Raw genomic sequence first — 23,868 nt, forward strand, 5'->3', positions numbered from 1 at the left:
TTTAATTTTAAATTAATGATATATTTAATTTAATTTTTTTGATATTTATCTTTTTATTTTTTAAAAAATTAACTTCTCCAATAAATGGTATATTTAATTCTGTTTTTAAATATTTAATATATTCTTGATAATATATTTCTTTTTTTTTATAAATATTATTTGCAATCCATCCTAAACATTTTAATTTAGAATTTATAATAGAGTTTTTTGTTAAAATAGCATGATTTATACAACCTATTTTAATTGCAACAACAATTAATACTGGTAATTTTTCTGAAATTACCCAATCTGAAAATTTTTTTTTATTAGATAAAGGAGTATGCCATCCTCCTGCTCCTTCTATTAAAATCCAATTTGATTTTTTAGAAATTTTGTTTAACCCATGAGACATTTTTTTTAAACTAATTTTTTTTTTATTAATTTTACTAGCAATATGTGGAGGAATAGATTTTTTAAAATTTATAGGATTAATATCTTTTAATGAAAATTTTTTAAAACTATATTTATTTAATAAATATGCATCTTCATTAATTTTTTTATAATATTTTTTAGTTGTTAACCCAGATGATATAGGTTTATATCCTACAGATTTAAATCCAAATTTCTGTGCTTTTTTTAATAAAATACAACTAATTAAAGTTTTTCCAACATTTGTATCTGTTCCTGTAATAAAAAATTTTTTTTTCATATTTTAATTAATATTTTTATAAAATGTATAATATACAATTAAATTTAGTAATTTTATGCTAAACTTAACAAAATATTTTATATTTAAGTTTAACATAAGTATTTTTTAATAATAAAAAATTTCTTATATAAAAATTTTGTTACTCTTTTTCTAAAGCATTATAAAAAAAATTTTTATTATAATGTTGATTATTAAATTTAGATTCAAATTTTTCTGGTTTTAAATCTAATTTCTGAAATAATTTTATATCTTTTTTTTCACTTTGATTTTTTGTAGTTAGTAATTTACAACCATAAAAAATAGAATTCGCTCCAACCATAAAACACATAGCTTGTGTTTGAAAATTCATTTTTTCTCTTCCAGCAGAAAGTCTAATATATGATTTAGGCATCATAATTCTAGCAATTGCTATAATTCTAATAAAATCAAATTCATTTACTTTTTTATTATTTTCTAATGGAGTTCCAGGAATTTTTACTAGCATATTTATAGGTATACTTTCAGGAGGTTTAGGAAGATTAGATAATTCCATTAAAAATTCTATTCTATCTTGAACTTTTTCTCCTAATCCTATAATACCTCCAGAACAAATTTTTATTCCAGAATTTCTAATATTTTTTAAAGTTTTTAATCTACTTTTATATGTTCGCGTAGAAATTATTTTAGAATAAAAATTTTTAGAAGTATCTATATTATGATTATAAAAATCTAAACCAGCATTATGTAATTTTTGAGCTTGTGTTAAAGTTAATTCTCCTAATGTCATACAAGTTTCTAATCCTAATTTTTTTACTTTTTTAACAATTTTTTCTAGATATGGAATATCTTTTTCTTTAGGATTTTTCCAAGCTGCACCCATACAAAATCTACTAGCTCCTATTTTTTTTGCTTTTTTTGCAGCTTTTAAAATTTTATTTTTATTAAGTAAAGGTTCATATTTTAAATTAGTAGGATGTCTAGCGCTTTGAGGACAATATTTACAATCTTCAGGACATAAACCTGTTTTTATAGATAACAACGTACTAACTTGTATTCTATTTGGGTCAAAATATTTACGATGTATTTTTTGAGCTTGATATATTAAATCAAAAAATGGTTTTTTAAATAATTTTTGAGTTTTTTTGAAAGTCCAACGTAAGTTCATATATTCTCCAAAATAAATGTATTTTTTAAAAAAAAAGATTATAATTATTAATATTTAAATTTGAAAAAATAAAAAAAAAGAAAATAAAACTAATATGAATAAAATAGATTTATTATTTGATAAAAAACATATTTGGCATCCTTATGAATCAATTACAGGTGAAAGTAATTGCTTTTTAGTAACTTCTGCAAAAGGCATTTTTTTAAAATTATCTAATGGAAAAAAAATTATTGATGGTATGTCTTCTTGGTGGTCTGCTATACATGGTTATAATAATAAAAAATTAAATAACGCTTTATATACACAAATCAAGAAAATGTCTCATGTGATGTTTGGAGGAATTACACATAAACCTGCAATTTTATTATGCCGTCAATTATTAAAAATTACACCTAAAAATTTAGATTGTATTTTTTTAGCTGATTCTGGATCTGTTGCTATAGAAATAGCTATTAAAATGATTTTACAATATTGGAGTTCTTTAAAGATTAATAAAAAAAAATTTTTAACAATTAAGAATAGTTATCATGGAGATACATTTTTTGCTACTTCAGTTTCAGATCCTATAAATTCTTGTCACAAAATATATAATAATATTATACCAAAAAATATTTTTGCAGAATCTCCTACTTTATCTTTTAATGATATTTGGAATGATATTGATTTTAAATCTTTTAAAGATTTAATATATAAAAATCAAAATAAAATTGCTGGTGTAATTTTAGAACCTATTGTACAAGGTGCTGGTGGAATGAAATTTTATCATCCTAATTATTTAAAAAATGTAAGAAAATTATGTAATTTATATAAAATTCCTTTAATTATAGATGAAATTGCCACTGGTTTTGGAAGAACTGGAAAATTATTTGCATCAGAACATGCTAATATTTCTGGAGATATATTATGTATTGGAAAAGCATTGACCGCAGGTACTTTAACATTATCAGCTGTATTAACTACACGACATATTGCAGATGTAATAAGTAACGGTAAGTCAAAATGTTTTATGCATGGTCCAACTTATATGGGTAATCCATTAGCTTGTGCAGTGGCAAATGAAAATATTAAAATATTAAAAAAAAATAAATGGAAAAACAAAGTAAAAAAAATAGAAAGAGAATTAAAAAAAAATTTAAAAAATTTATCTAATCATCCTAAAGTATCTAATATAAGAGTTTTAGGAGCAATTGGAGTTGTAGAATGCATTTATCCAATTAAAATAAAAGAAATGCAAAATTTTTTTGTTAAAAATAATATTTGGTTAAAACCATTTAGAAATTTAATTTATACTACTCCTGCATATATTATTGATAAAGATAGTTTAAAAAAAATTACTCAAGTAATAGCTTTATCTTTAGATACAGAAAATTTTATATATAATAATAAAAATTTAACTTTTTAATAACAATGTTTCAACCCATAAAGGTTCTTGCATAGTTATAAAACTTAATTTTTTATTTAAAAAACCATTTTTTTTATTTATAGAATATATAGATGCTGAATTTGATTTTTGACCTACAACAATTATATATTTTCCTGTTTTATCAATAGTAAAACTACGAGGTTGTTTTTCTGTTTTATAAATTTTTAAAAATTTTATTTTTCCTGTATTTGGGTTTATTTGAAATAAAGAAATTGTATGCGTAGCTCTTTCAGAAGCATATAAAAATAAACCACAAGGAGAAATATGTATATCTGCTGCCCATTTTTTTTTAAAAAATATAGGTGTAATATTTATTTTTTGTATATATTTATTTTTATTTTGATAAATTATGTTTTTTATATTCCATACAGTAATTGTACTATTAAGTTCATTTAGAATATATAAATATTTGTTATTTGGATGAATAGATAAATGTCTTGGTCCATAATTTTTTTTATGATATATTTTATTTACATTTATTTTAAATAATTTTTTAATATTTTCAATATTGTAAATAAATATTTTATTTAATTTTAAAGCAGTAAAAAATAAAAATTTATTAGATTTATCTATAATAGAAGCATGACAACCTAATATTTTATTTTTTAATTTATATATTTTTTTTGGTATACCATTTTTATCTAATAAATGACAACTAATAGAATTATTTCCATAAGAACTGTTAAATAAATATTTTTCATTTTTATCAATATAAATATGGTTTGGATTTCCATATGTTTTTATTTGACTATTTTTTTTTAATAATCCTTGATTATTGATATCATATGTGATGATTTTTGCATTATTTCTAATTCCTGCATATAATTTTTTTTTTTTTATAGATACTTTAATAGGTTGAATTTCTTTATTTGTAGATATTTCTTGAATTTTTTTAACTTTTTTTAATAAATTAAATTCAAAGACTTCAATAATATTTTTTTTTGGAATAGAAACGTAAATTATATATTTTTTTTTCATATTATGTATTTTTTTTTAGTTTTAATATAAATTTAATTATCCAACACATTTTTTTTTCTGGAGTTAGAAAGTTTTTTTTGAAAACAATGGTATTTTTTTTTTTAAATTTCCAATATTTAAATTTTTTTTTAATATAATTTACTAGAGATATTATATTTATATTATTTGAAGATGAAAATGTAATTTCACCACCTTTATGATTAAAATTAATTTTTTTAATTTGATACAATTCTGCAATAATTTGTATTTTTTTTATATTTAATAAATTTTTTAATAATTTTGGTATTTTACCAAATATTTTTTTTAAATTAAATTTAATTTTATTTAATTGATTTAAATTACTTAAAGTAGAAATTTTTAAATAATAAGATAATCTTTCGTTAATATCAGAAATATAGTTTTCAGGAATTAAAGCTGGAATATTTAATTTAATTTTTGCTTTTCTATGAAATAAATTTTTAGTAACATTTTTATTTCCTTTTTTTAAGGTTTGAATAGCTTTTTTTAATAGTTTTAAATACAATTCAAGTCCTATATTTTCTATATATCCACTTTGTTTAGCTCCTAAAATTTCTCCTACTCCTCTAATTTCTAAATCATGAGTAGCCAAAGAAAATCCAGCGCTAAAATCTTGTATAGAAGATATAGATTTAAATCTTTTTTTGGCATTTTCTGTAATTTTATTTAAATTTGATACTAATAACCATGCATATGCTTGATGATAAGATCTTCCAACTCTACCACGTAATTGATGTAATTGTGATAAACCAAAATAATCAGCGTTTTCAATAATTATTGTATTTGCTAAAGGAATATCTAATCCGTTTTCAATAATTGTTGTACATAATAATATGTTAAACTTATTTTGATAAAAATCATGGATTATTTTTTTTAAACATTTTTTGTTCATTTTACCATGTCCAACATTAAATTTTCCTTCTGGAACTAATTTAGATAAATAATCTAATTTTTTTTGAATTTTATTCACTTTATTATAAATATAATATACTTGACCACCTCGATTTAATTCTTTTAAAATTGCATTTCGAATAATTTTTGAATCTTTATTTCGAATAAATGTTTTTACTAATAATTTTTTATCTGGAGGAGTTTGAATGATAGATAAGTCTCGAATTCCTAAAAGAGACATATTTAAAGTTCTAGGAATTGGAGTAGCAGTTAAAGTTAATATATCAATGTTATAAAATTTTTTTTTCATGAATTCTTTATGATGAACTCCAAATCGATGTTCTTCATCAATAATTAACAATCCTAAATTATTCCATTTAAGTTTTTTTAATAAAATTTTATGTGTACCTATTAAAATATTTATTTCTCCATTTTTTATTTTTTTTAAAATATATTTTTGTTCTTTTTTAGTTTTAAAATTAGAAAACATTTCTATAGAGATAGAATATTTAGAGAATCTTTCTATGAAATTATTATAATGTTGTTGAGCAAGTAATGTAGTGGGAACTAAAATAGCTACTTGTTTATTATTATAACTAGCTATAAATGCTGCCCGCATAGCTACTTCTGTTTTTCCAAATCCAACATCTCCACATACTAAACGGTCCATAGGTTTTGAAGAATACATATCATGTAAAACAGAATCTATAACTTTAGATTGATCAGGTGTAGTTTTAAATGGAAAAAGACTACAAAATTCTATATATTTTTTTTTATTTTTTTTAAAAGAAAAACCTTTATGAGAGCTTCTTTTTGCATAAATTTTTAATAATGTTGCAGCAGTATCAAAGATTTTTTTTGATATTTTTTTTTTTTCTTTTTTCCAATTATCACTTCCTAATTTATGTAAAGGAATAATTTTTTTAGTATTGCTAGAATATACATTAATTAAATTTAATGAAGAAACTGGAACATATAGTTTATCTTTATCTGCATATAAAATAACAACATATTCAGATTTTATTCCAGATGTTTCAATTGTTTGCAACCCTTGATATCTTCCAATTCCATGTTTAATATGTACAATTGGTTGATTAATTTTTATATCAAAATTTCTTTTTTTGAGTAATTTAAAATAATTTTTTTTCATAAATTTTTCAAGCAATTATATTAAAATAAATATTTTATTTTATTAAAAATATATTAATTTTTTTAAAAAAACAGTTTAATAATATTTTAAATTAAAGTTTTATAAATTTTAATATTTAAAAATTTTTATTTATTATTAGAATAATATGTTAAAATTAAAAAAAATAAAAATATATTATAATATATTTTTTTTTAAAACAGAATAAAATTCTATTTTGATTATTAAAATAAATAAATTTATAAAAAAAATTTTTTGGTTTTTGATTTTTTAATTATGAGAATAATATGAAAATTAGAGTCGGAATTAATGGTTTTGGTAGAATTGGTAGAGTAGTATTTAGACTTGCGCAAGAAAGAAATGATATTGAAATAGTAGCTATAAATGATTTATTAGATGTAGAATATATTGCTTATATGTTGAAATATGATTCAACACATGGATTTTTTTCAAAATCTATTAAAGTTCAAAAAAATTGTATTATTGTAGATAATCAAGTTATTCAAATTACTTCTGAAAGAAATCCAGAAAAATTAATGTGGGGAAAATTATCTGTAGATACAGTTGTAGAATCAACTGGATTTTTTTTAACTCATGATACTGCTTATAAACATCTTGTATCTGGAGCAAAAAAAGTAGTTATTACAGGTCCTTCTAAAGATAATATTCCAATGTTTGTAAAAGGAGTAAATTTTAATTCTTATAGAGGAGAAAAAATAGTTTCTAATGCATCTTGTACGACTAATTGTTTAGCTCCTTTGGCTAAGATTATTAATACAGAGTTTTCTATTAAAGAAGGATTAATGACTACTATTCACGCAACAACATCTACTCAAAAAACTGTAGATGGAGTATCATTAAAAGATTGGAGAGGTGGAAGAGGAGCTTTACAAAATATTATTCCTTCTTCTACAGGAGCTGCAGCTGCAGTTGGAAAAGTTTTACCTGAATTAAATAATAAACTTACAGGAATAGCATTTCGTGTTCCTACTCCAAATGTATCAGTTGTAGATTTAACATGTAGATATAAAAAATCTGCTAGTTATGAGGAAATTTGTTCAGTAATTAAAAAATATTCTATGAATGAAATGAAAGGAATTGTAGGATATACAGAAGATAGCGTAGTTTCTACAGATTTTAATGGTTCAGAACTAACATCAATTTTTGATGCTACAGCTGGTTTATCTTTAAATAAAAATTTTGTTAAATTGATCTCTTGGTATGATAATGAAATGGGATATTCTAGTAAGGTATTAGATCTTGTAAAATTAATTTCTATATAAAATTTTTAAAAAAATTTTGAATAGGTATATATTAAATTTATATATACCTAATTTAATTTATATAATATTTTTTTAAATTATTTTACATTTATAATTTTTTTTAACCATTTTTTAATTCTTTTTTTAGTTAGTTTAGGTTGTCTATCTTCATCAAGCACTAATCCTAAAAAATATTCTTTATTTAGTAATGCTTTAGAAGATTCAAAAGAATAACCTTTAGAAGACCATTTTCCTATAACTTTAGCTCCTCTAGATATAATAATATCATATATTTCTCTCATTCCATCGCAGAAATATTCTCCATAATCTTCTTGATCTCCACATCCAAATATTGCAATTTTTTTATTTTTAAAATTAATTTTTTTTAAAATTGGAAGAAAATCATCCCAATCACATTGTAATTCTCCATAATACCAAGTTGGAACACCAAAAATTAAGAAATCATATTTTAAAAAATCTTTCATATCAGTTTTAGATATATCATGTAAAATAGTTTTTTCTTTACCAATATATTTACGAATAATTTTAGAGATTTTTTCTGTATTTCCAGTATCAGTTCCAAAAAAAATTCCAATTTTTTTCATTTTTAAAATCCTTATATTTTTATTTCTTTATTACATGAAAAATATTTAATTTAATTTTACTAGAAATTATAAAAAAATATAAATACTATTTTAATTTATTAACTTAACCATCAAGTTTTAAAGATTTTAATGTTTTTATTTCACAGAAATTTTATAAATTATATAAAATTTAAATTTTAAATAAAATAGGTTATTTTATGACAAATTTAGTTTGGATAAAAAACGATTTAAGAATTAATGATAATTATGCTTTATATTCTGCATGTAAAGATAAAAAAAAAAAAGTGATTGTATTATTTATATTAGTATTAAATAAATGGAAGAAAAGAAAAAAATATATACAGTATAGTTTTTTACATAAAAGATTATTTTTTTTACAAAAAAAATTTTTAAATTTAAATATTTCTTTTGTTTATAAAAAAATAAAAAATTTTAAAAAATCTATACAATATCTTTTATTAATATGTAAAAAATATAAAATTAATACTATTTTTTATAATTATCAATATCAATTTTCTGATAAAGCCAAAAATATTTATATTAAAAGTTTTTTTAAAAAATATAAAATTAAAATAAAAGTTTTTCATGATAATATTTTAATTAATCCAGATTTAATAAAAAATAATTTAGGAAAAACATATCGAATCTTTAGTTTTTTTAAAAAAAAAATTTTAAAAATTTTAAAAAATAAGACACAATTTTCTATATTAAGAGTACAAAATTTTCATAAATCTAATATTTTTTTTAAAAAAAATAAATTATATTTAAGTAATAAGTTAAAAAAATTTAATACTAAAAAATTTCCTTATAAAGATAATGATATTTTTAAAAAAATTGTTTTTTTTTTAAAAAAAAATTTTTATATTACAATCAAAATAAAGATTTTCCATATTTAAATAATACTAGTCAATTTTCAGTTTATTTTTCTTTAGGAATTATTTCTATTAGAGAATTTTTTAATTACATAACATTATATAGTCAAAAAAAAAAAATAAATATTTGTGTTTTTTTAGATAAAATATTATGGAGAGAATTTTTTAAACATTTATTTTTTCAATTTTCCATTAAACATAAAAATACATTTTTGAAAAGTTGGGAAAAAAAAATTCAATGGAGTGATAATTATTCTTATTTTAAAGCTTGGAAAAAAGGATTAACTGGGTTTCCTATAATTGATGCAGGAATGAGACAGTTAAATAAATTAGGTTGGATGCATAATAGATTAAGAATGATTACCTCAAATTTTTTAGTAAAAAATTTATTAATTAATTGGAGATATGGAGAAAAATATTTTATGATCCGTTTAATTGATTTTGATTATTCTTTAAATAATGGAAATTGGACTTGGATAGCATCTATAGGAACAGATTCTGTACCTTATATACGTACTTTTAATCCTTATTTACAATCAAAAAAATTTGATTTTAATGGATTCTTTATTAAAAAATATATTCCAGAATTAAAACATGTTCCAAAAAAATATATACATGAACCTCATATTTGGTTAAAAAAAAATAAACTTTCTAAAATATATCCAAATCCTATTATAAATTATCATAAAAACAAAAATATTTTTATTAAACAAATAAAAAAAATTTTACAAAGATAAATATATGAATAATAAACTTCTAGAAAAAATAATTAATAAAAAGTTAAATTCTAAATCTTTTCATGATTCTACTTACAATGGATTACAAATTGAAGGTTGTAAAAAAATCAAAAAAATTATTACTGGAGTTACAGCTTGTCAAATTTTATTAGATATATCTGTTAAATATAGAGCTGAAGCTATTATTGTACATCATGGATATTTTTGGAAAAATGATCCAAAATGTATTCATAATTTTACAAGAAAACGTTTACAAACAATTTTATCAAATAATATTAATTTATATAGTTGGCACTTACCTTTAGATGCTCATTTAAAATTAGGAAATAATGCTTATATAGAAAAATCTTTAAAAATTGATAAAAAAAAAATAATTACACCATATTTATGGTCTGGTCAATTTAAAAATAAAATTAGTGGAAAAAAATTATATAAAAAAATTTTTTCTATTTTTAAAAGAAAACCTATATATATTCCTGAAAATACAAATAAAAAAATTTCAAGTATAGCTTGGTGTAGTGGAAAAGGACAAAATTTAATTTTAAAAGTCATTCAACATAAAATTGATTGTTTTCTTACTGGTGAAATTTCTGAAGAAACAACGCATTATGCAAGAGAATCTAATATACATTTTTTTTCTATTGGACATCATGCTAGTGAAACTGGAGGTATACAATTATTAAGTAATTGGTTATCTAAAAAATATCAAAATCTAAATATAAAATTTATTAATGTTGATAATCCAGCTTAAAATTTCAAATAAGTTTTATATTTAATACAATTTAATGAGAAAAATGAAATGAGTACAAAACAAATAAAAAAAAATAATGAATTATGGATAAATTCTATAAATCAAGAATATTTAGATAATCTTTATAAAAAATATCTAAAAGATGAAAATTCTTTAGATATGTTATGGAGAAAAAAATTTAAAAAACTAAATTTATATTTTTTAAATAAAAATAATGATTATAATATTCAAAATAATAAAATAAATTTTAAAAATAATTATATGAAATCAAAATTTCATATATTAAATCAAAAAAAAATTTTTAAAATATTAAATTTTTTTAGAAAAAAAGGTTATAAATATTCTAATATAAATCCTTTAGAAAATTTAAAATATCAAAAAGAAATTACTAAAATTAATCATGATTTTTTTAAAATATCTGATAAAAAATTATATGAAGAAATAATTTTAAATATAAATAAAAATAAAATTAAAAATTTTTCTAATTTTTTTTCTTTTTTATCTTGGTTAAAAAAGAAATATTGCCATACTATAGGTTTTGAATTTAATCATTTAAGTATTAAAAAAGAAAAATTGTGGTGTATAGATTATATTGAAAGAAAATGGAATAAAAATATTTATACAAAAAATAAAAAATTAAATATATTAAATGCAATTATTTATTCTGAAACATTTGAAAATTATATTAATTCTAAATATCCAGGATATAAAAGATTTTCTTTAGAAGGAAATGATTCTTTAATTCCTATGTTATATGAAGCTATTATTTGTTCTATTAAAAATAAAATTAAAAATTTATATATAGGTATGGCGCATCGTGGTAGATTAAATGTATTAACTAATATTTTAGGAAAACCTACAAAAAAATTATTTCAAGAATTTTCTAAAAATTTTACAAATTCTATAAATACAGGAGATGTTAAATATCATTTTGGATTTTATTCAAAAGCTATCACAAAACATGGATCAGCGTATTTAAATTTAGAATATAATCCTTCTCACTTAGAAATTATTAATCCTGTAATTATGGGAATTTCTCGATCTTGTATAGATTCTTTACAATCTTCTAAGAAAAATAAAGTATTATCAATTATGATTCATGGTGATGCTGCTCTTATTGGTCAAGGTGTTATACAAGAAACTTTAAATATGTCTCAAACTCCAGGTTATACTGTAGGTGGTTCTGTACATATTGTTATTAATAATCAAATTGGTTTTACTACATCTAATATTAATCATATGAGATCTAGTAATTATTGTACTGATATTGCTAAAATGATTGAATCACCTATTTTTCATGTTAATGCAGATGATCCAGAAGCTGCTGTTTTTGCTATTCAAATGGCAATAAAATATAAAAAAAAATTTAAAAAAGATGTTTTTATAGATTTAATTGGTTATAGACGTTATGGGCATAATGAATCAGATGAACCATCTGTTACTCAACCATTAATGTATCAAAAAATTAAAAATCATCCTACCGTAAAAAATATATATTTTAAAAAATTACTTAAAAAAAAAATCATTACAAAAAATAAAATATTAAAAATTATATTAAATTATCAAAAACAATTAGATAATAAATTAAGTATTTCTCCAAATTATAGTTCTTTAAATTTTGAATTAAAATCAAATTATAATAAAATTCAAGATTTATCTTTAAATTTAAAGAAAATAAAATTCTCAAAAAATAAATTGTTAAAATTATTTAAAGATATTAATACATTACCAAAAAAATTAAATATACATCCTTTAGTAAAAAAGATTTATATAAATAGAATGTATATGGTTAAAAAAGAAAAATATATTGATTGGGGAGCTGCTGAAAATTTAGCTTATGCATATTTATTAAATATTGGAATTTCTTGTCGAATTTCTGGAGAAGATGTAATTCGTGGAACATTTTTTCATCGTCATGCAAAAATATATGATCAAAAAAATAATAATTCTTATACTCCTTTAAAAAATGTTTCTAATGGAAAATTTTTTATTTGGAATTCTGTATTATCTGAAGAATCTGTTTTAGCTTTTGAATATGGATACAGTTTAAGAAATTGTAATACTTTAAATGTTTGGGAAGCTCAATTTGGAGATTTTTCAAATGTTGCTCAAGTAGTTATCGATCAATTTATTACTTCTAGTAAGGAAAAATGGAATCAAAGTTCTGGAATAGTGATGTTTTTACCTCATGGATATGAAGGTCAAGGTCCAGAGCATTCTTCTGCAAGAATTGAAAGATATTTACAACTATGTGCTAAAAAAAATATACAAGTTTGTATACCTACTACTTCATCTCAAATATTTCATTTATTGTGTTTACATGCTTTAACAGGAATGAAAAAACCTTTAATCATTTTTTCTCCTAAATCATTATTAAGAAATCCATTATCTCAATCTTCATTTAAAGAATTATATTTAGGAAAATTTAAACAAGTTATATATAAAAATAGTTCTTTTAATTCAGAAAAAATTAATAAAATTATTTTATGCTGTGGAAAAATATATTATGAATTACTAGAAATACATAATAAAAATAAAATGTCAAGTATTCTTTTTATTAAAATAGAACAATTATATCCATTTCCAACAAAACAAATATTAAAAATTTTTAAAAATTATTCTTATGTAAAAAATATTTTTTGGTATCAAGAAGAACCTAAAAATCAAGGTGCTTGGAATTATATTAAAAATATTTTTAGTAAGATTTTTTCTAATAACATTAAAATTACATATGTTGGAAGATATTCTTCAGCTTCTCCTGCTACTGGAAATATTTATATACATAAAAAAGAACAATTTAAAATTATTAATTCTATATTTAAAAAATATTAATATAAAAGGTAAATATGAAAGAAAAAATAAAAATTTTAGTACCTGAATTACCTGAATCTGTACATACTGCTACAATTATTAAATGGCATAAAAATATTGGTGATAAAATTTATAGAGATGATATTTTAGTAGATCTTGAAACAGATAAAATTATGATTGAAGTACCTTCTCCAGAAACAGGAATATTGACTTCTATTGTAAAAAATTCTGGAAATTTAGTTAGTTCGCATGAAATATTATGTTATATAAATAAAAAAAATAATATTAATATGCAATCAAATTTTAAAAATATACAAGAAAATTTATCTCCATCTTTAAGAAGAAAAAATAAACTTTTAAATCAAAAAAAATTATTAGATATTAAAGAAACAAAAATTTTTCCAAAAAAAGAAACATTAAAAAATAATAATTGTGTTTCAAAAAATTTTAATGATATGTTAAATAATAATGTTAAAATTAAAAAAATTATTTCAATGTCTTCATTACGTAAAAAAATTTCTGAAAAGTTGATAGAAACTCAAAATAATACAGCAATGTTAACTACTTTTAATGAAGTCAATATGTCTTCAATTATTAAAATTAGAAAAAAATTTGGAGAAATTTTTAAAAAAAAAAATCGTACTAAACTAGGTTTTATGTCTTTTTTTATAAAATCTGTAGTATCAGCATTAAAAAAATATCCTATAATAAATGCTATTATAAATAAAGATAAAATAATTTTTTATGATGAATATAATATAAATATAGCAGTGTCTACTGATCGTGGTTTAATTGCGCCTGTAATTTTTCAAGCAGATCAAATGAGTATTGCAGATATAGAAAAAAAAATAAAATATTATTCAAATCAAGGAAAACATAATAGAATTACTATACAAGAATTAAACGGAGGAACATTTACAATAACAAATGGAGGAGTGTTTGGATCTTTATTTTCTACTCCAATTATTAACTCACCTCAATCTGCTATATTAGGAATGCATAATATTCAAGATAGAGTTATTGTAACCAAGCAACAAAAAATTAAAATTGCTCCTATGATGTATATTTCTTTGTCTTATGATCATAGACTTATAGATGGCAAAGATGCTATTGGATTTTTAAATCAAATTAAAAATATTTTAGAAAATTTTATTCAAGTTATTTTAGATATTTAATTTTGTTAAATTCTTTCATAGAAATTCATATTTAAATATAGTAAAATATTAATAGTTTAATTATTAAATTTATTAAATTTAATTAAATATATTTTATTTAATATAATTCTTTATTATTTATTTTAAAAAGAATTATATTATTAAATATATAATAAAATTTTTTAATGTAATAAATTTTTAAAATATATTTTTATAATAAAATTATATAAAATTTAATTTTTTTTTTAAAAGGAAAATTTAATGACATTTCAAGTAATTTTTTTAAGACATGGTGAGAGTGAATGGAATCAATCTAATAGATTTACTGGATGGTATGATGCTTCTTTAACAAAAAATGGAATTAAAGAAGCAAAACAAGCAGGAATTCTTTTAAAAAAACACAATTTTTCTTTTGATATTGCTTACACATCTGTTTTAAAAAGAGCAATTTATACTTTATGGAGTGTATTAAAAAAAATAAATCAACCATGGTTGAAAGTTCATAAAACTTGGAGATTTAATGAAAGACATTATGGAGAATTACAAGGTTTTAACAAAGAAAATGTAATTCAAACATATGGTAAAAAAAAAATTATAGATTGGAGACGAAGTTTTAGAGTTGTTCCTCCTAAAATGAAAACTTTAAAAAATAAATTTTCTGGATATGATAAAAGATATTTTAATATGAAAGAAAAAGATATTCCTTATACAGAAAGTTTAGAATTAACTTTAAAAAGAGTATTACCATATTGGAATAATGTCATTCTTCCAGAAATGAAAAATAATAAAAAAATAATTGTTGTTGCTCATGGTAATTCTTTACGAGCTTTAATAACTTTTTTAGATAATATACGTGATGAAGATGTTCCAGATTTAAATATTCCGACAGGAAAACCATTTATATATGAATTTAATAAAAATTGCGAACCTATAAAATATTATTATTTATAAAAAAAATAATAAATATAATGTTTGTAAATTTATAAAAACTCTATAATATATTTTAAAAAATCATAAAATTAAAGGAATCATATGATTAAAAAAATAGCAGTTCTAACTAGTGGAGGTGATTCTCCAGGAATGAATTCTGCTATTCAAAGCATAGTTCGAATTGCTTATAATAAAAACATTAAAGTTGTAGGAATTTTAAATGGTTATTTAGGATTATGTCAAAATAATATGATTACATTAAATAAAAATAATACATCTAATATTTTAAATAGAGGAGGAACAATTCTTGGTACAGCGCGTTATTTAAAATTTTATAAAAAAGAAAACAGAGAAATTGCAATTAAAAATATGAAAAAAAAAGGAATTAACGCATTAATTGTAATTGGGGGCAATGGAACATATACTGGAGCTTATAAATTATATAAAATGAATTTTCCATGTATTGGAATTCCAGGAACTATCGATAATGATATTTATGGAACAGATTATACGATTGGTTATAGTACAGCATTAGAAACAGTAGTACAAGCAATGGATAAAATTCGTGATACATCTTGTTCACATCAAAGAATTTCTATTATAGAAATTATGGGAAGAAATTGTGGAGATTTAACTCTTTTTGCTGCTATTGCTAGTGGTTGTGAATTTATAATTATTCCAGAAATTCCATATAATGAAGAAAAATTAATTTTTAATATTAAAAAAAATATAAAATTAGGAAATAAAAATGCTATTATTGCTATAACTGAAAAAATTTGTAATGTAAAAAAATTAGCAAAAAAAATTGAAAAAAAAATTAATAAAGAAACTCGATCTACTATTCTTGGTCATATACAAAGAGGAGGTTCTCCTGTTTCTTTTGATAGAATTTTAGCTTTTAAAATGAGTTTATTAGCAATTAAATTATTGTTAAAAAAGCAATTTGGACAATGTATAGGAATTAAAAATAATAAAATAATTCATTATGATTTAAAACATTTTTCTAAATCTAAACATAAAAAACTAAAAAAAAAATTAATACAATTAGTATCTAACTTATATTAATTTAAATTTTTAGTTTTATGAAATATTAATAATAATTAATTTTTAGAAGAAATTTGAATCATTTTTAAAAAATTTTTATAATTTAAAGATCCTGATCCAATTAATACTCCATCTACATATTTTTGACATATAATATCTTTTATATTTTCAGTAGATACAGAACCACCATATTGCATATAAAATTTTATATTAGTATTGTCGCTTTTATAAATTATATATTTTTTTATAAATTTTAAAATTTTATTTATTAAAATTGGAGATGCATTTGTTCCAGTTCCAATAGCCCATATAGGTTCATAAGCAATTAAAGTATTATTAAAAGCATTTTTTCCACATATTAAAAATATTTCATCAATTTGTTTTTTTAAAATACTTTTTGTTAATCCTGATTTTTTTTCATTTTTAGTTTCTCCAATACATAATATTGGAATTAAATTATTTATTTTTGTACAATAAAATTTTTTAGCTACTAATAAATTATTTTCAAAATGATTTTTTCTTCTTTCAGAATGACCTAAAATAACATATTTTGCTCCAATTTCTTGCACCATATAAGTAGATATTTCTCCAGTGAAAGCTCCTTGATAATTATAATCAACATTTTGAACAGCAAAAGATAATTTTAAATTTTTCATACATTTTTTCATATATTCTATATATATAATTGGAGGAGATAGAATAATTGTATTTTTTTTAAAGTACTTTTTATAATCAAAACTTATTTTTTTAATAAATTTTTGTACTAAAATTTTATCTCCATTTAACTTCCAATTAGCAATAATTATGGGTTTAAGCATATATCTCTCTTTATAAAATAAGAATTATATTTTTTTTTTTTTTTTAAATTTTTATTTAATTTATAGTATTTCAAAGTATTAAAATAGAGATTAATTCTTTGTAGTACTATAAATTTAAAAAATTTTAAATAAATTTTTTTTTTTGTGGTTTTAAACTATATACGATTATTCTTTATATTATGAATATAATTTTTATAGATTTTTTTTTAGTAAATCATATTTTAAAAAAGATAAATAAATTAATTTATTTTTATGATCAATATCATAAATTAAAAATTCTAAAATTTTATTCTTTTTTAAAATAGAGATTTGTTGATTAATATCAATTTTTTCAAGATTTGAAAAAATTATTATACCATTAATATTCTTTTCTAAAGAAATAACTATTTTTTCTTTTGAAGAAATAGATTGTAATTGTCCTTTTACAATAGAATATTTTTTATTTTTTTTAATATATTTATTAAATGGATCTTTTTTAAGATGTTTAATACCTAAAGATATTCTTTCTCTATCAGCATCAACTTGTAACACTATAGCAGAAATTTTGTCTCCTTTTTTATATTTTTTTACAGCTTCTTCTCCTGGAACAATCCAATCTATGTCAGATAAATGAACTAATCCATCAATTCCATCTTTTAATCCTACAAAAATTCCAAAATCTGTAATAGATTTTATAATTCCATCTACTTTTGTTCCTTTTTTATTTAATTTATAAAATTTTTTCCATGGATTTAAAGTACATTGTTTTAATCCTAAAGAAATACGTCTTCTTTCTTCATCAATATCTAAAATCATTACTTCAATAATATCATTTAATTTTACTACTTTAGATGGATGTATATTTTTATTTGTCCAATTCATTTCAGAAATATGTACTAAACCTTCAATTCCTTCTTCAATTTCTACAAAACATCCATAATCTGTTAAATTAGTAACTCTTCCAGAAATTTTAGATTTTTCTGGATATCTTTTAGAGATCATATACCATGGATCTTCACCTAATTGTTTTAAACCTAATGATACTCTTGTTTTATCTTTATCAAATTTCAGAACTTTAATTAAAATTTCTTCTCCAATATGAACTATTTCACTAGGATGTTTTACTCTTTTCCAAGCCATATCTGTAATATGTAATAATCCATCTACTCCACCTAAATCGATAAAAGCACCATAGTCTGTTAAATTTTTTACAATTCCTTTTAATTTTAATCCTTCTTCGAGACTATTTAATAATTGATCACGTTCAGCACTATTTTCAGATTCAATCACAGCTCTTCTAGAAACTACAACATTATTTCTTTTACGATCTATTTTAATTACTTTAAATTCTAATTTTTTTCCTTCTAAATGTGATGTTTCTCGAATAGGTCGAATATCTACTAAAGATCCTGGTAAAAATGCTCGAATATCTTTTAGTTCAACAGTAAATCCTCCTTTGACTTTACCGTTAATTATTCCTTCAATTGTAGTAGAATTTTCATAAATTTTTTCTAAATTTAACCATGATTGATATCTCTTTGCTTTTTCACGTGATAAAATAGTAGTTCCAAAACCATCTTCTACTGTATCTAATGCTACTTGAACTATATCTCCTATTTTTACTTCTATTTTTCCAGTTTCATTTTTAAATTGTTCAATAGGTATTTGAGATTCTGATTTTAATCCAGAATCTATAATAACATTTTCTTTATTAATAGAAATTACAGTTCCTGAAATAATTGATCCTGGTTTAGTATTATTAAGTTTTAATGAATTTTCAAATAATTGGGAAAATGATTCTTTCATATTAATCTTTTACTAAATATTAATAAACTTTTTAAAAAATCAGTTTTAATAAAAAGTTTTTAAAATTACTTTAACTATTTCCATGTTAAAGAGTGTTTATAACATTTTTAATTTTTTATAAATATATTTCATAGATACTTGTACAGTTTCTTTAAAATTCATATTAGTAGAATTAATGATTATAGCATCTTTAGCAGGTTTTAAAGGACAAATTATACGGTTTTCATCTTGATAATCACGTTTTTTGAGTTCTTTATTTAAAGTTTTTAAATCAATTTTAAAACCTCTGTTTTGTAAATCTATAAAACGTCTTTTTAATCTTATTTTAAATTTAGTTTTTAAAAATATTTTTAAAATAGCATCAGGAAAAACAATTGTCCCCATATCTCTTCCATTAGTCACTAATCCTGGAAATTTTTTATATGATCTTTGTGTGTGTAAAAGCCATTCTCGTATATATGGTAATTTAGCAATTTTAGAAGCCATCATAGAAATCTTTTGAGAATGTATTTTATTTGAGATATCAATATCATGAAAAAATATTTTTAATTCATTACGAATAATTTTAAAATTAAATTTTAAATTTTCTAATTTAAAAATTATTTTTTTATTTAAAGATAAATTATATTTCAAAATAAAAAAAGCAGTAATTCTATACATATATCCTGATTCTAAAATATGCCATTTTAATTTTTTTGATATAGCATAAGTTAATGTACTTTTTCCAACACCACTAGGTCCATCAATAGTTATTACTGGGATAATTTTTTTCATATATTATTTAATTATATTAATAAATTTTATTAATAAATATTTTTATATTATTTATATTTTTTAATTATATTTACATATAGAATAAAATTTTAAAAAATAATCAGGAAAAGTTTTATTAATACATTTTGGATTTAAAATAATTACTGGAGTTCCAGATAAAGATAATAAAGAAAAACACATTGCTATACGATGATCATTATATGTACTAATTTCTACTTTAGGAATTTTTTTTGGAGGAATAATAGTTAAATAATCATTTCCTTCTGTAATAATAGCTCCAACTTTTTTTAGCTCATGAGACATAGCATATAAACGATCTGTTTCTTTAACTCTCCAATTATAAATATTTCTAATAGTTGTTTTTCCTTTAGCAAATAAAGCTGTTATAGCAATTGTCATTGCAGCATCTGGAATATCATTTAAATCCATATCAATAGAATGTAATTCTTTTTTAGAACATTGAATATAGTTTTTTCCGAAAGTAATTTTAGCTCCCATTTTTTCTAAAATAGAAGCAAATTTTATATCTCCTTGTATGCTGTTTTTTCCAATTCCTAAGACATTAACTGTTCCTCCTTTAATTGCAGCTGCAGATAGAAAATAAGAAGCTGATGAAGCATCACCTTCTATAAAATATTTTTTTGGAGAAATATAATTTTGATTACCTGTAATAAAAAATTCTTTATAATTACGATTAATAACTTTAATTCCAAAATCTTTCATCATTTGTATAGTAAGATCAATATATGGCTTAGAAACTAAGTTTCCTTGAATTAAAATTTGTGTATTATTTTTTAATATTGGAGATGCTAATAATAAACCTGTTAAAAATTGACTAGAAATACTTCCATTTAAAAAAATTATTCCACCTTTAAATCCTCCTTTAATATAAATTGGTACATTATTTTTTTGTTTTAAATATTTAAATTTAGCGTTTCCTTGTTTTAATGCATCAATTAAATGTTTAATAGGTCTTTGTTGCATTCTTTTATCTCCAGTAATAATAATATTATTACTTTTAATAGATAATACAGATAATAAAGATCGTACTGCAGTACCTGCGTTTCCTAAAAATAAAGTAATATTTTTATTTATAGGAAAATTTTTTCCTTGACCATAAATTTTACAAAAAGTATTATTCTTTGAAAGAATATATTTTATTCCTAATTTTTGTAAAGCATATAACATATATTTAACATCATCACTATATAATATGTTTTTTAAAACAGTCTTTCCATAAGACATTGCTGAAAGAAGTAATGCACGATTTGTAATACTTTTTGAACCAGGAAGATATATATCACCTTCTATTTTTATAGGAGGTTGAATGATTATTTTTTTTATCATGTAATTAGAACCATATTATGTTCTTTTATAAAATAAATATTTAAAAAAATATTTTTAAACATTAAATTATAACGAACTATATTTTTTTTTAAAATATAACATAAATTTAACTAATTTTTTTATTCCTGCCAAAGGCATGGAATTATATATAGAAGCTCGAATACCTCCAGCTATTTTATGATTTTTTAATGCATATAAATTATTTAATTGTGCTTCTTTTACAAATAAATTATCTAAAAACTTATTTTTTAATTGAAATACTACATTCATTTGAGATCTGTTTTTTTTATGTACAAAATTTTTATAAAAATTACTTGAATCAATCACTTGATATAATAATTTAGATTTTTCTTGATTGATTTCTTCTATTTTTTGAATTCCTCCTATTTTTTTTAACCATTTAAAAATTAAGCTTGATAAATACCATGAAAAATTTGTTGGAGTATTAAAAAGAGAATCATAATTATACATAATATTATAATCTAATATAGATGGAGTGAATTTTTTTGATTTTTTTAATAATTCTTTTTTTACAATTATAATTGTAAGACCTGAAGCTCCAATATTTTTTTGTGCACTTGCATAAATTAAAGAATATTTACTAATATCAATTACACGTGATAATAATGTAGATGAAAAATCTCCTATTATATTTTTATTTTTAAAAATTGGTTCTTCATAAATTGCTATACCTTCAATTGTTTCATTTGGACAATAATGTATATAATCTGAATTTAAATTAATATTCCATTTATGATAAGGAAGAACATATTTAATATTATCTATTTCTTGAAGAACATGAATGATATTAGTTTTACAATATTTTTGTGCTTCTTCAGCAGCTTTTTTAGACCAATAACCACTATAAATATAATCTACTTGACTGTTTTTTTCTGATAAATTCATCGGAATAGCAGAAAATTGACCTCTTGCACCACCATGACAAAATAATATTTCATAATTATTTGGTATATTTAATAATTCTCGTAAATCATTTTTAGAATTTTTTTGTAATTCTAAAAATTCTTTGCTTCTGTGACTGATTTCTAAAATAGAAGATCCTAGATTACACCAATTTCTAAAATCTTGATGAGCTTTTTTCATAACTGAAATTGGTAACATAGATGGACCAGCGCTAAAATTATAAATATAGTTCATTTTTTTCCATTTTAAATTAAATTATTATTTATATAATCGATGTAAAAATATTTAAATTTATTTATAAAATTTTTATTTAAAAAATTTAATTTTATATATATTTTATGAAATAAGTTTTAAACCATTCATATATTTTTTACGTAATATTTTGGGTATTTTTATTGCTCCGTTTTGTAATTGATAGTTTTCAAGTATTGCTGCTAATATTCTACCTATAGCTAATCCAGAACCATTTAAAGTATGAACTGAAACATATTTATTATTTTTTTTACTAAAATAACGAGCTTGTATACGTTGAGCTTGAAAATCAAGCATATTAGAACATGAAGAAACTTCAATATAAGATTTATGTGAAGGAAACCATACTTCTAAATCATATGTTTTTGCAGATGAAAAGTTTGTTTCACCTGTACATAAAAGAATTTTTCTATAAGGTAATTTTAATAATTTTAAAATTTTTTCTGCATGTAATGTGATTTTTTCTAATGCATCACAAGATTTTTTTGGATGGGTAATATGCACTAACTCTACTTTATCGAATTGATTTAATCTAATTAAACCTTGAAAATCTCGACCATAAGAATTAGATTCTGATCTAAAACATGGAGTTTTAGCTACAAACATATAAGGTAATTTAGATTTTTTTAAAATTTTATTTTGTACTAAATTAGTTAAAGGTACTTCAGCTGTAGGAATTAAAAAATTTTTTTTAAGTTTTTTTTCTTTAGTTGTATATACACCAAATAAATTAGAGTGAAATTTAGGTAATTGTCCAGTACCATATAAACACTCTTCATTAACAATATATGGAACATATATTTCTTTATATTTATGTTTTTTAATATGAATATCTAACATAAATTGACCTAAAATCCTATATAATTTAGCAATAATTCCTTTCATAATAAAAAAATTTGTACCTGAAATTTTTGCAGAAGTTTTCCAATCAAAACCATTTATTTTTTTTCCTAATTGTAAATGATTTTTTATTAAAAATTTTTGTTTTTTTATTTTTCCCCAAGTATATATAATTTTATTATCATGTGAGTTTTGTCCAAAAGGTACATCTTTTAATGTAATATTAGGTAAATTCACAGAAAAATCATAAATTTTTTTTTTTATAGTTTTAAATTTTTTTTTATATTTATTTAATTTTTTACTTAAAAGAATATTTTTTTGAATAATTTTTTTTTGATCTTTTATTGAATTTTTTATATTTCCAATAAATTTAGAGTTATTTTTTTGAATTGATCTTAAATTTTCTGTTTTAAATTGTATATTTTTTCTTTTTTTTTCCAATTTTTTAAATTTTTTAATATCTAAAAAAAAACCTTTTTTTGATAAATTTAAAGCAATTTTTTTTATATTTTTTCTTAAAAATTTTGAATTAATCATGAAATTCTACTCATTAGATATATTTTTAATACAAAATATTCATATAAAAATAATTATATATTTTAAAAAATGTTTTTAAAACATATTAAATTCTAAAGAATATAGATATAATTTATATATAAATTTTGATGATTAT

Annotated in this window: 18 protein-coding genes and 2 pseudogenes; 9 read left to right on the forward strand and 11 right to left on the reverse strand. The window is 20.2% G+C overall.

Going from position 1 to position 23,868, the window contains the following annotated elements; all coding sequences use genetic code 11:
* Positions 1-7: 7 nt before the first annotated feature.
* Both bioD and bioB read right to left on the reverse strand, forming a co-directional pair.
* A complete protein-coding gene (bioD, locus tag LDP12_RS01775) occupies positions 8-688 on the reverse strand; it encodes a dethiobiotin synthase (protein ID WP_265226666.1) in 681 nt (226 codons plus the stop codon).
* Between the two features lie 139 nt (positions 689-827).
* A complete protein-coding gene (gene bioB, locus LDP12_RS01780; protein ID WP_265226667.1) occupies positions 828-1,832 on the reverse strand; it encodes a biotin synthase BioB in 1,005 nt (334 codons plus the stop codon).
* Between the two features lie 94 nt (positions 1,833-1,926).
* Between bioB and bioA the strand changes: the two genes are divergently transcribed.
* Positions 1,927-3,234 (forward strand): adenosylmethionine--8-amino-7-oxononanoate transaminase, encoded by a 1,308-nt coding sequence (bioA, locus tag LDP12_RS01785; protein WP_265226668.1) that lies wholly within the window; start codon positions 1,927-1,929, stop codon positions 3,232-3,234.
* Here the strand turns inward: bioA and LDP12_RS01790 are convergent.
* Positions 3,223-4,233 carry a beta-propeller fold lactonase family protein gene (locus tag LDP12_RS01790; RefSeq protein ID WP_265226669.1) on the reverse strand — a complete coding sequence of 337 codons (1,011 nt, stop codon included), beginning with the start codon at positions 4,231-4,233 and terminating at the stop codon, positions 3,223-3,225. The two genes, bioA and LDP12_RS01790, sit on opposite strands and share 12 nt — an antisense overlap.
* 1 nt (position 4,234) lies before the next feature.
* Positions 4,235-6,292 carry a transcription-repair coupling factor gene (mfd, locus tag LDP12_RS01795; RefSeq protein ID WP_265226670.1) on the reverse strand — a complete coding sequence of 686 codons (2,058 nt, stop codon included), beginning with the start codon at positions 6,290-6,292 and terminating at the stop codon, positions 4,235-4,237.
* Positions 6,293-6,576: 284 nt separating this feature from the next.
* On the opposite strand from mfd, the gene gap reads away from it, so the two are divergent.
* The gene (gap, locus tag LDP12_RS01800) at positions 6,577-7,572 is read left to right on the forward strand and encodes a type I glyceraldehyde-3-phosphate dehydrogenase (protein ID WP_265226671.1); all 996 of its coding nucleotides are present in this window, start codon (positions 6,577-6,579) and stop codon (positions 7,570-7,572) included.
* Between the two features lie 77 nt (positions 7,573-7,649).
* On the opposite strand, the gene fldA is transcribed toward gap, so the two are convergent.
* A complete protein-coding gene (fldA, locus tag LDP12_RS01805; protein WP_265226672.1) occupies positions 7,650-8,156 on the reverse strand; it encodes a flavodoxin FldA in 507 nt (168 codons plus the stop codon).
* A gap of 197 nt (positions 8,157-8,353) precedes the next feature.
* Between fldA and LDP12_RS01810 the strand changes: the two genes are divergently transcribed.
* The 7 genes and pseudogenes from LDP12_RS01810 to pfkA all read left to right on the forward strand — a co-directional run bounded on the left by LDP12_RS01810 (position 8,354) and on the right by pfkA (position 16,476).
* Entirely contained in the window at positions 8,354-9,052 is a 699-nt protein-coding gene (locus LDP12_RS01810) for a deoxyribodipyrimidine photo-lyase (protein ID WP_265226673.1), read from the forward strand.
* A gap of 110 nt (positions 9,053-9,162) precedes the next feature.
* Positions 9,163-9,765 (forward strand): annotated as a pseudogene (locus tag LDP12_RS01815) (FAD-binding domain-containing protein); the annotation flags it as partial.
* A 4-nt stretch (positions 9,766-9,769) separates the two neighbouring features.
* Positions 9,770-10,516 carry a Nif3-like dinuclear metal center hexameric protein gene (locus LDP12_RS01820; protein WP_265226674.1) on the forward strand — a complete coding sequence of 249 codons (747 nt, stop codon included), beginning with the start codon at positions 9,770-9,772 and terminating at the stop codon, positions 10,514-10,516.
* Positions 10,517-10,564: 48 nt separating this feature from the next.
* Positions 10,565-13,348 (forward strand): 2-oxoglutarate dehydrogenase E1 component, encoded by a 2,784-nt coding sequence (locus LDP12_RS01825; RefSeq protein ID WP_265226675.1) that lies wholly within the window; start codon positions 10,565-10,567, stop codon positions 13,346-13,348.
* A gap of 14 nt (positions 13,349-13,362) precedes the next feature.
* Positions 13,363-14,502, forward strand: coding sequence for a 2-oxo acid dehydrogenase subunit E2 (locus tag LDP12_RS01830; RefSeq protein ID WP_265226676.1), 1,140 nt, complete (start codon positions 13,363-13,365; stop codon positions 14,500-14,502).
* A 240-nt stretch (positions 14,503-14,742) separates the two neighbouring features.
* Positions 14,743-15,432, forward strand: a complete 690-nt coding sequence (gene gpmA / locus LDP12_RS01835) for a 2,3-diphosphoglycerate-dependent phosphoglycerate mutase (RefSeq protein ID WP_265226677.1) — start codon at positions 14,743-14,745, stop codon at positions 15,430-15,432.
* An 81-nt stretch (positions 15,433-15,513) separates the two neighbouring features.
* Positions 15,514-16,476: a 6-phosphofructokinase gene (gene pfkA / locus LDP12_RS01840; RefSeq protein WP_265226678.1), complete on the forward strand. Its 963-nt coding sequence runs from the start codon at positions 15,514-15,516 to the stop codon at positions 16,474-16,476.
* 35 nt (positions 16,477-16,511) lie between these two features.
* Here pfkA and tpiA read toward each other — a convergent pair whose 3' ends face one another.
* From tpiA to serS, 6 genes and pseudogenes are all read right to left on the reverse strand, one after another.
* The gene (tpiA, locus tag LDP12_RS01845) at positions 16,512-17,273 is read right to left on the reverse strand and encodes a triose-phosphate isomerase (protein ID WP_265226679.1); all 762 of its coding nucleotides are present in this window, start codon (positions 17,271-17,273) and stop codon (positions 16,512-16,514) included.
* A 273-nt stretch (positions 17,274-17,546) separates the two neighbouring features.
* Positions 17,547-19,058: pseudogene (rpsA, locus tag LDP12_RS01850) on the reverse strand (30S ribosomal protein S1); the annotation flags it as partial.
* A 96-nt stretch (positions 19,059-19,154) separates the two neighbouring features.
* Positions 19,155-19,832 (reverse strand): (d)CMP kinase, encoded by a 678-nt coding sequence (gene cmk / locus LDP12_RS01855; protein WP_265226681.1) that lies wholly within the window; start codon positions 19,830-19,832, stop codon positions 19,155-19,157.
* 60 nt (positions 19,833-19,892) lie between these two features.
* The gene (gene aroA, locus LDP12_RS01860) at positions 19,893-21,179 is read right to left on the reverse strand and encodes a 3-phosphoshikimate 1-carboxyvinyltransferase (RefSeq protein ID WP_265226682.1); all 1,287 of its coding nucleotides are present in this window, start codon (positions 21,177-21,179) and stop codon (positions 19,893-19,895) included.
* Between the two features lie 66 nt (positions 21,180-21,245).
* The gene (gene serC / locus LDP12_RS01865) at positions 21,246-22,337 is read right to left on the reverse strand and encodes a 3-phosphoserine/phosphohydroxythreonine transaminase (RefSeq protein ID WP_265226683.1); all 1,092 of its coding nucleotides are present in this window, start codon (positions 22,335-22,337) and stop codon (positions 21,246-21,248) included.
* Positions 22,338-22,439: 102 nt separating this feature from the next.
* Complete coding sequence (serS, locus tag LDP12_RS01870; RefSeq protein WP_265226684.1) at positions 22,440-23,732, reverse strand: serine--tRNA ligase; 1,293 nt, start codon at positions 23,730-23,732, stop codon at positions 22,440-22,442.
* Positions 23,733-23,868 lie beyond the last annotated feature (136 nt).

The organism is Buchnera aphidicola (Chaitophorus viminalis) (assembly GCF_026122795.1).
Lineage (GTDB): Bacteria > Pseudomonadota > Gammaproteobacteria > Enterobacterales > Enterobacteriaceae > Buchnera_J > Buchnera_J aphidicola_BK.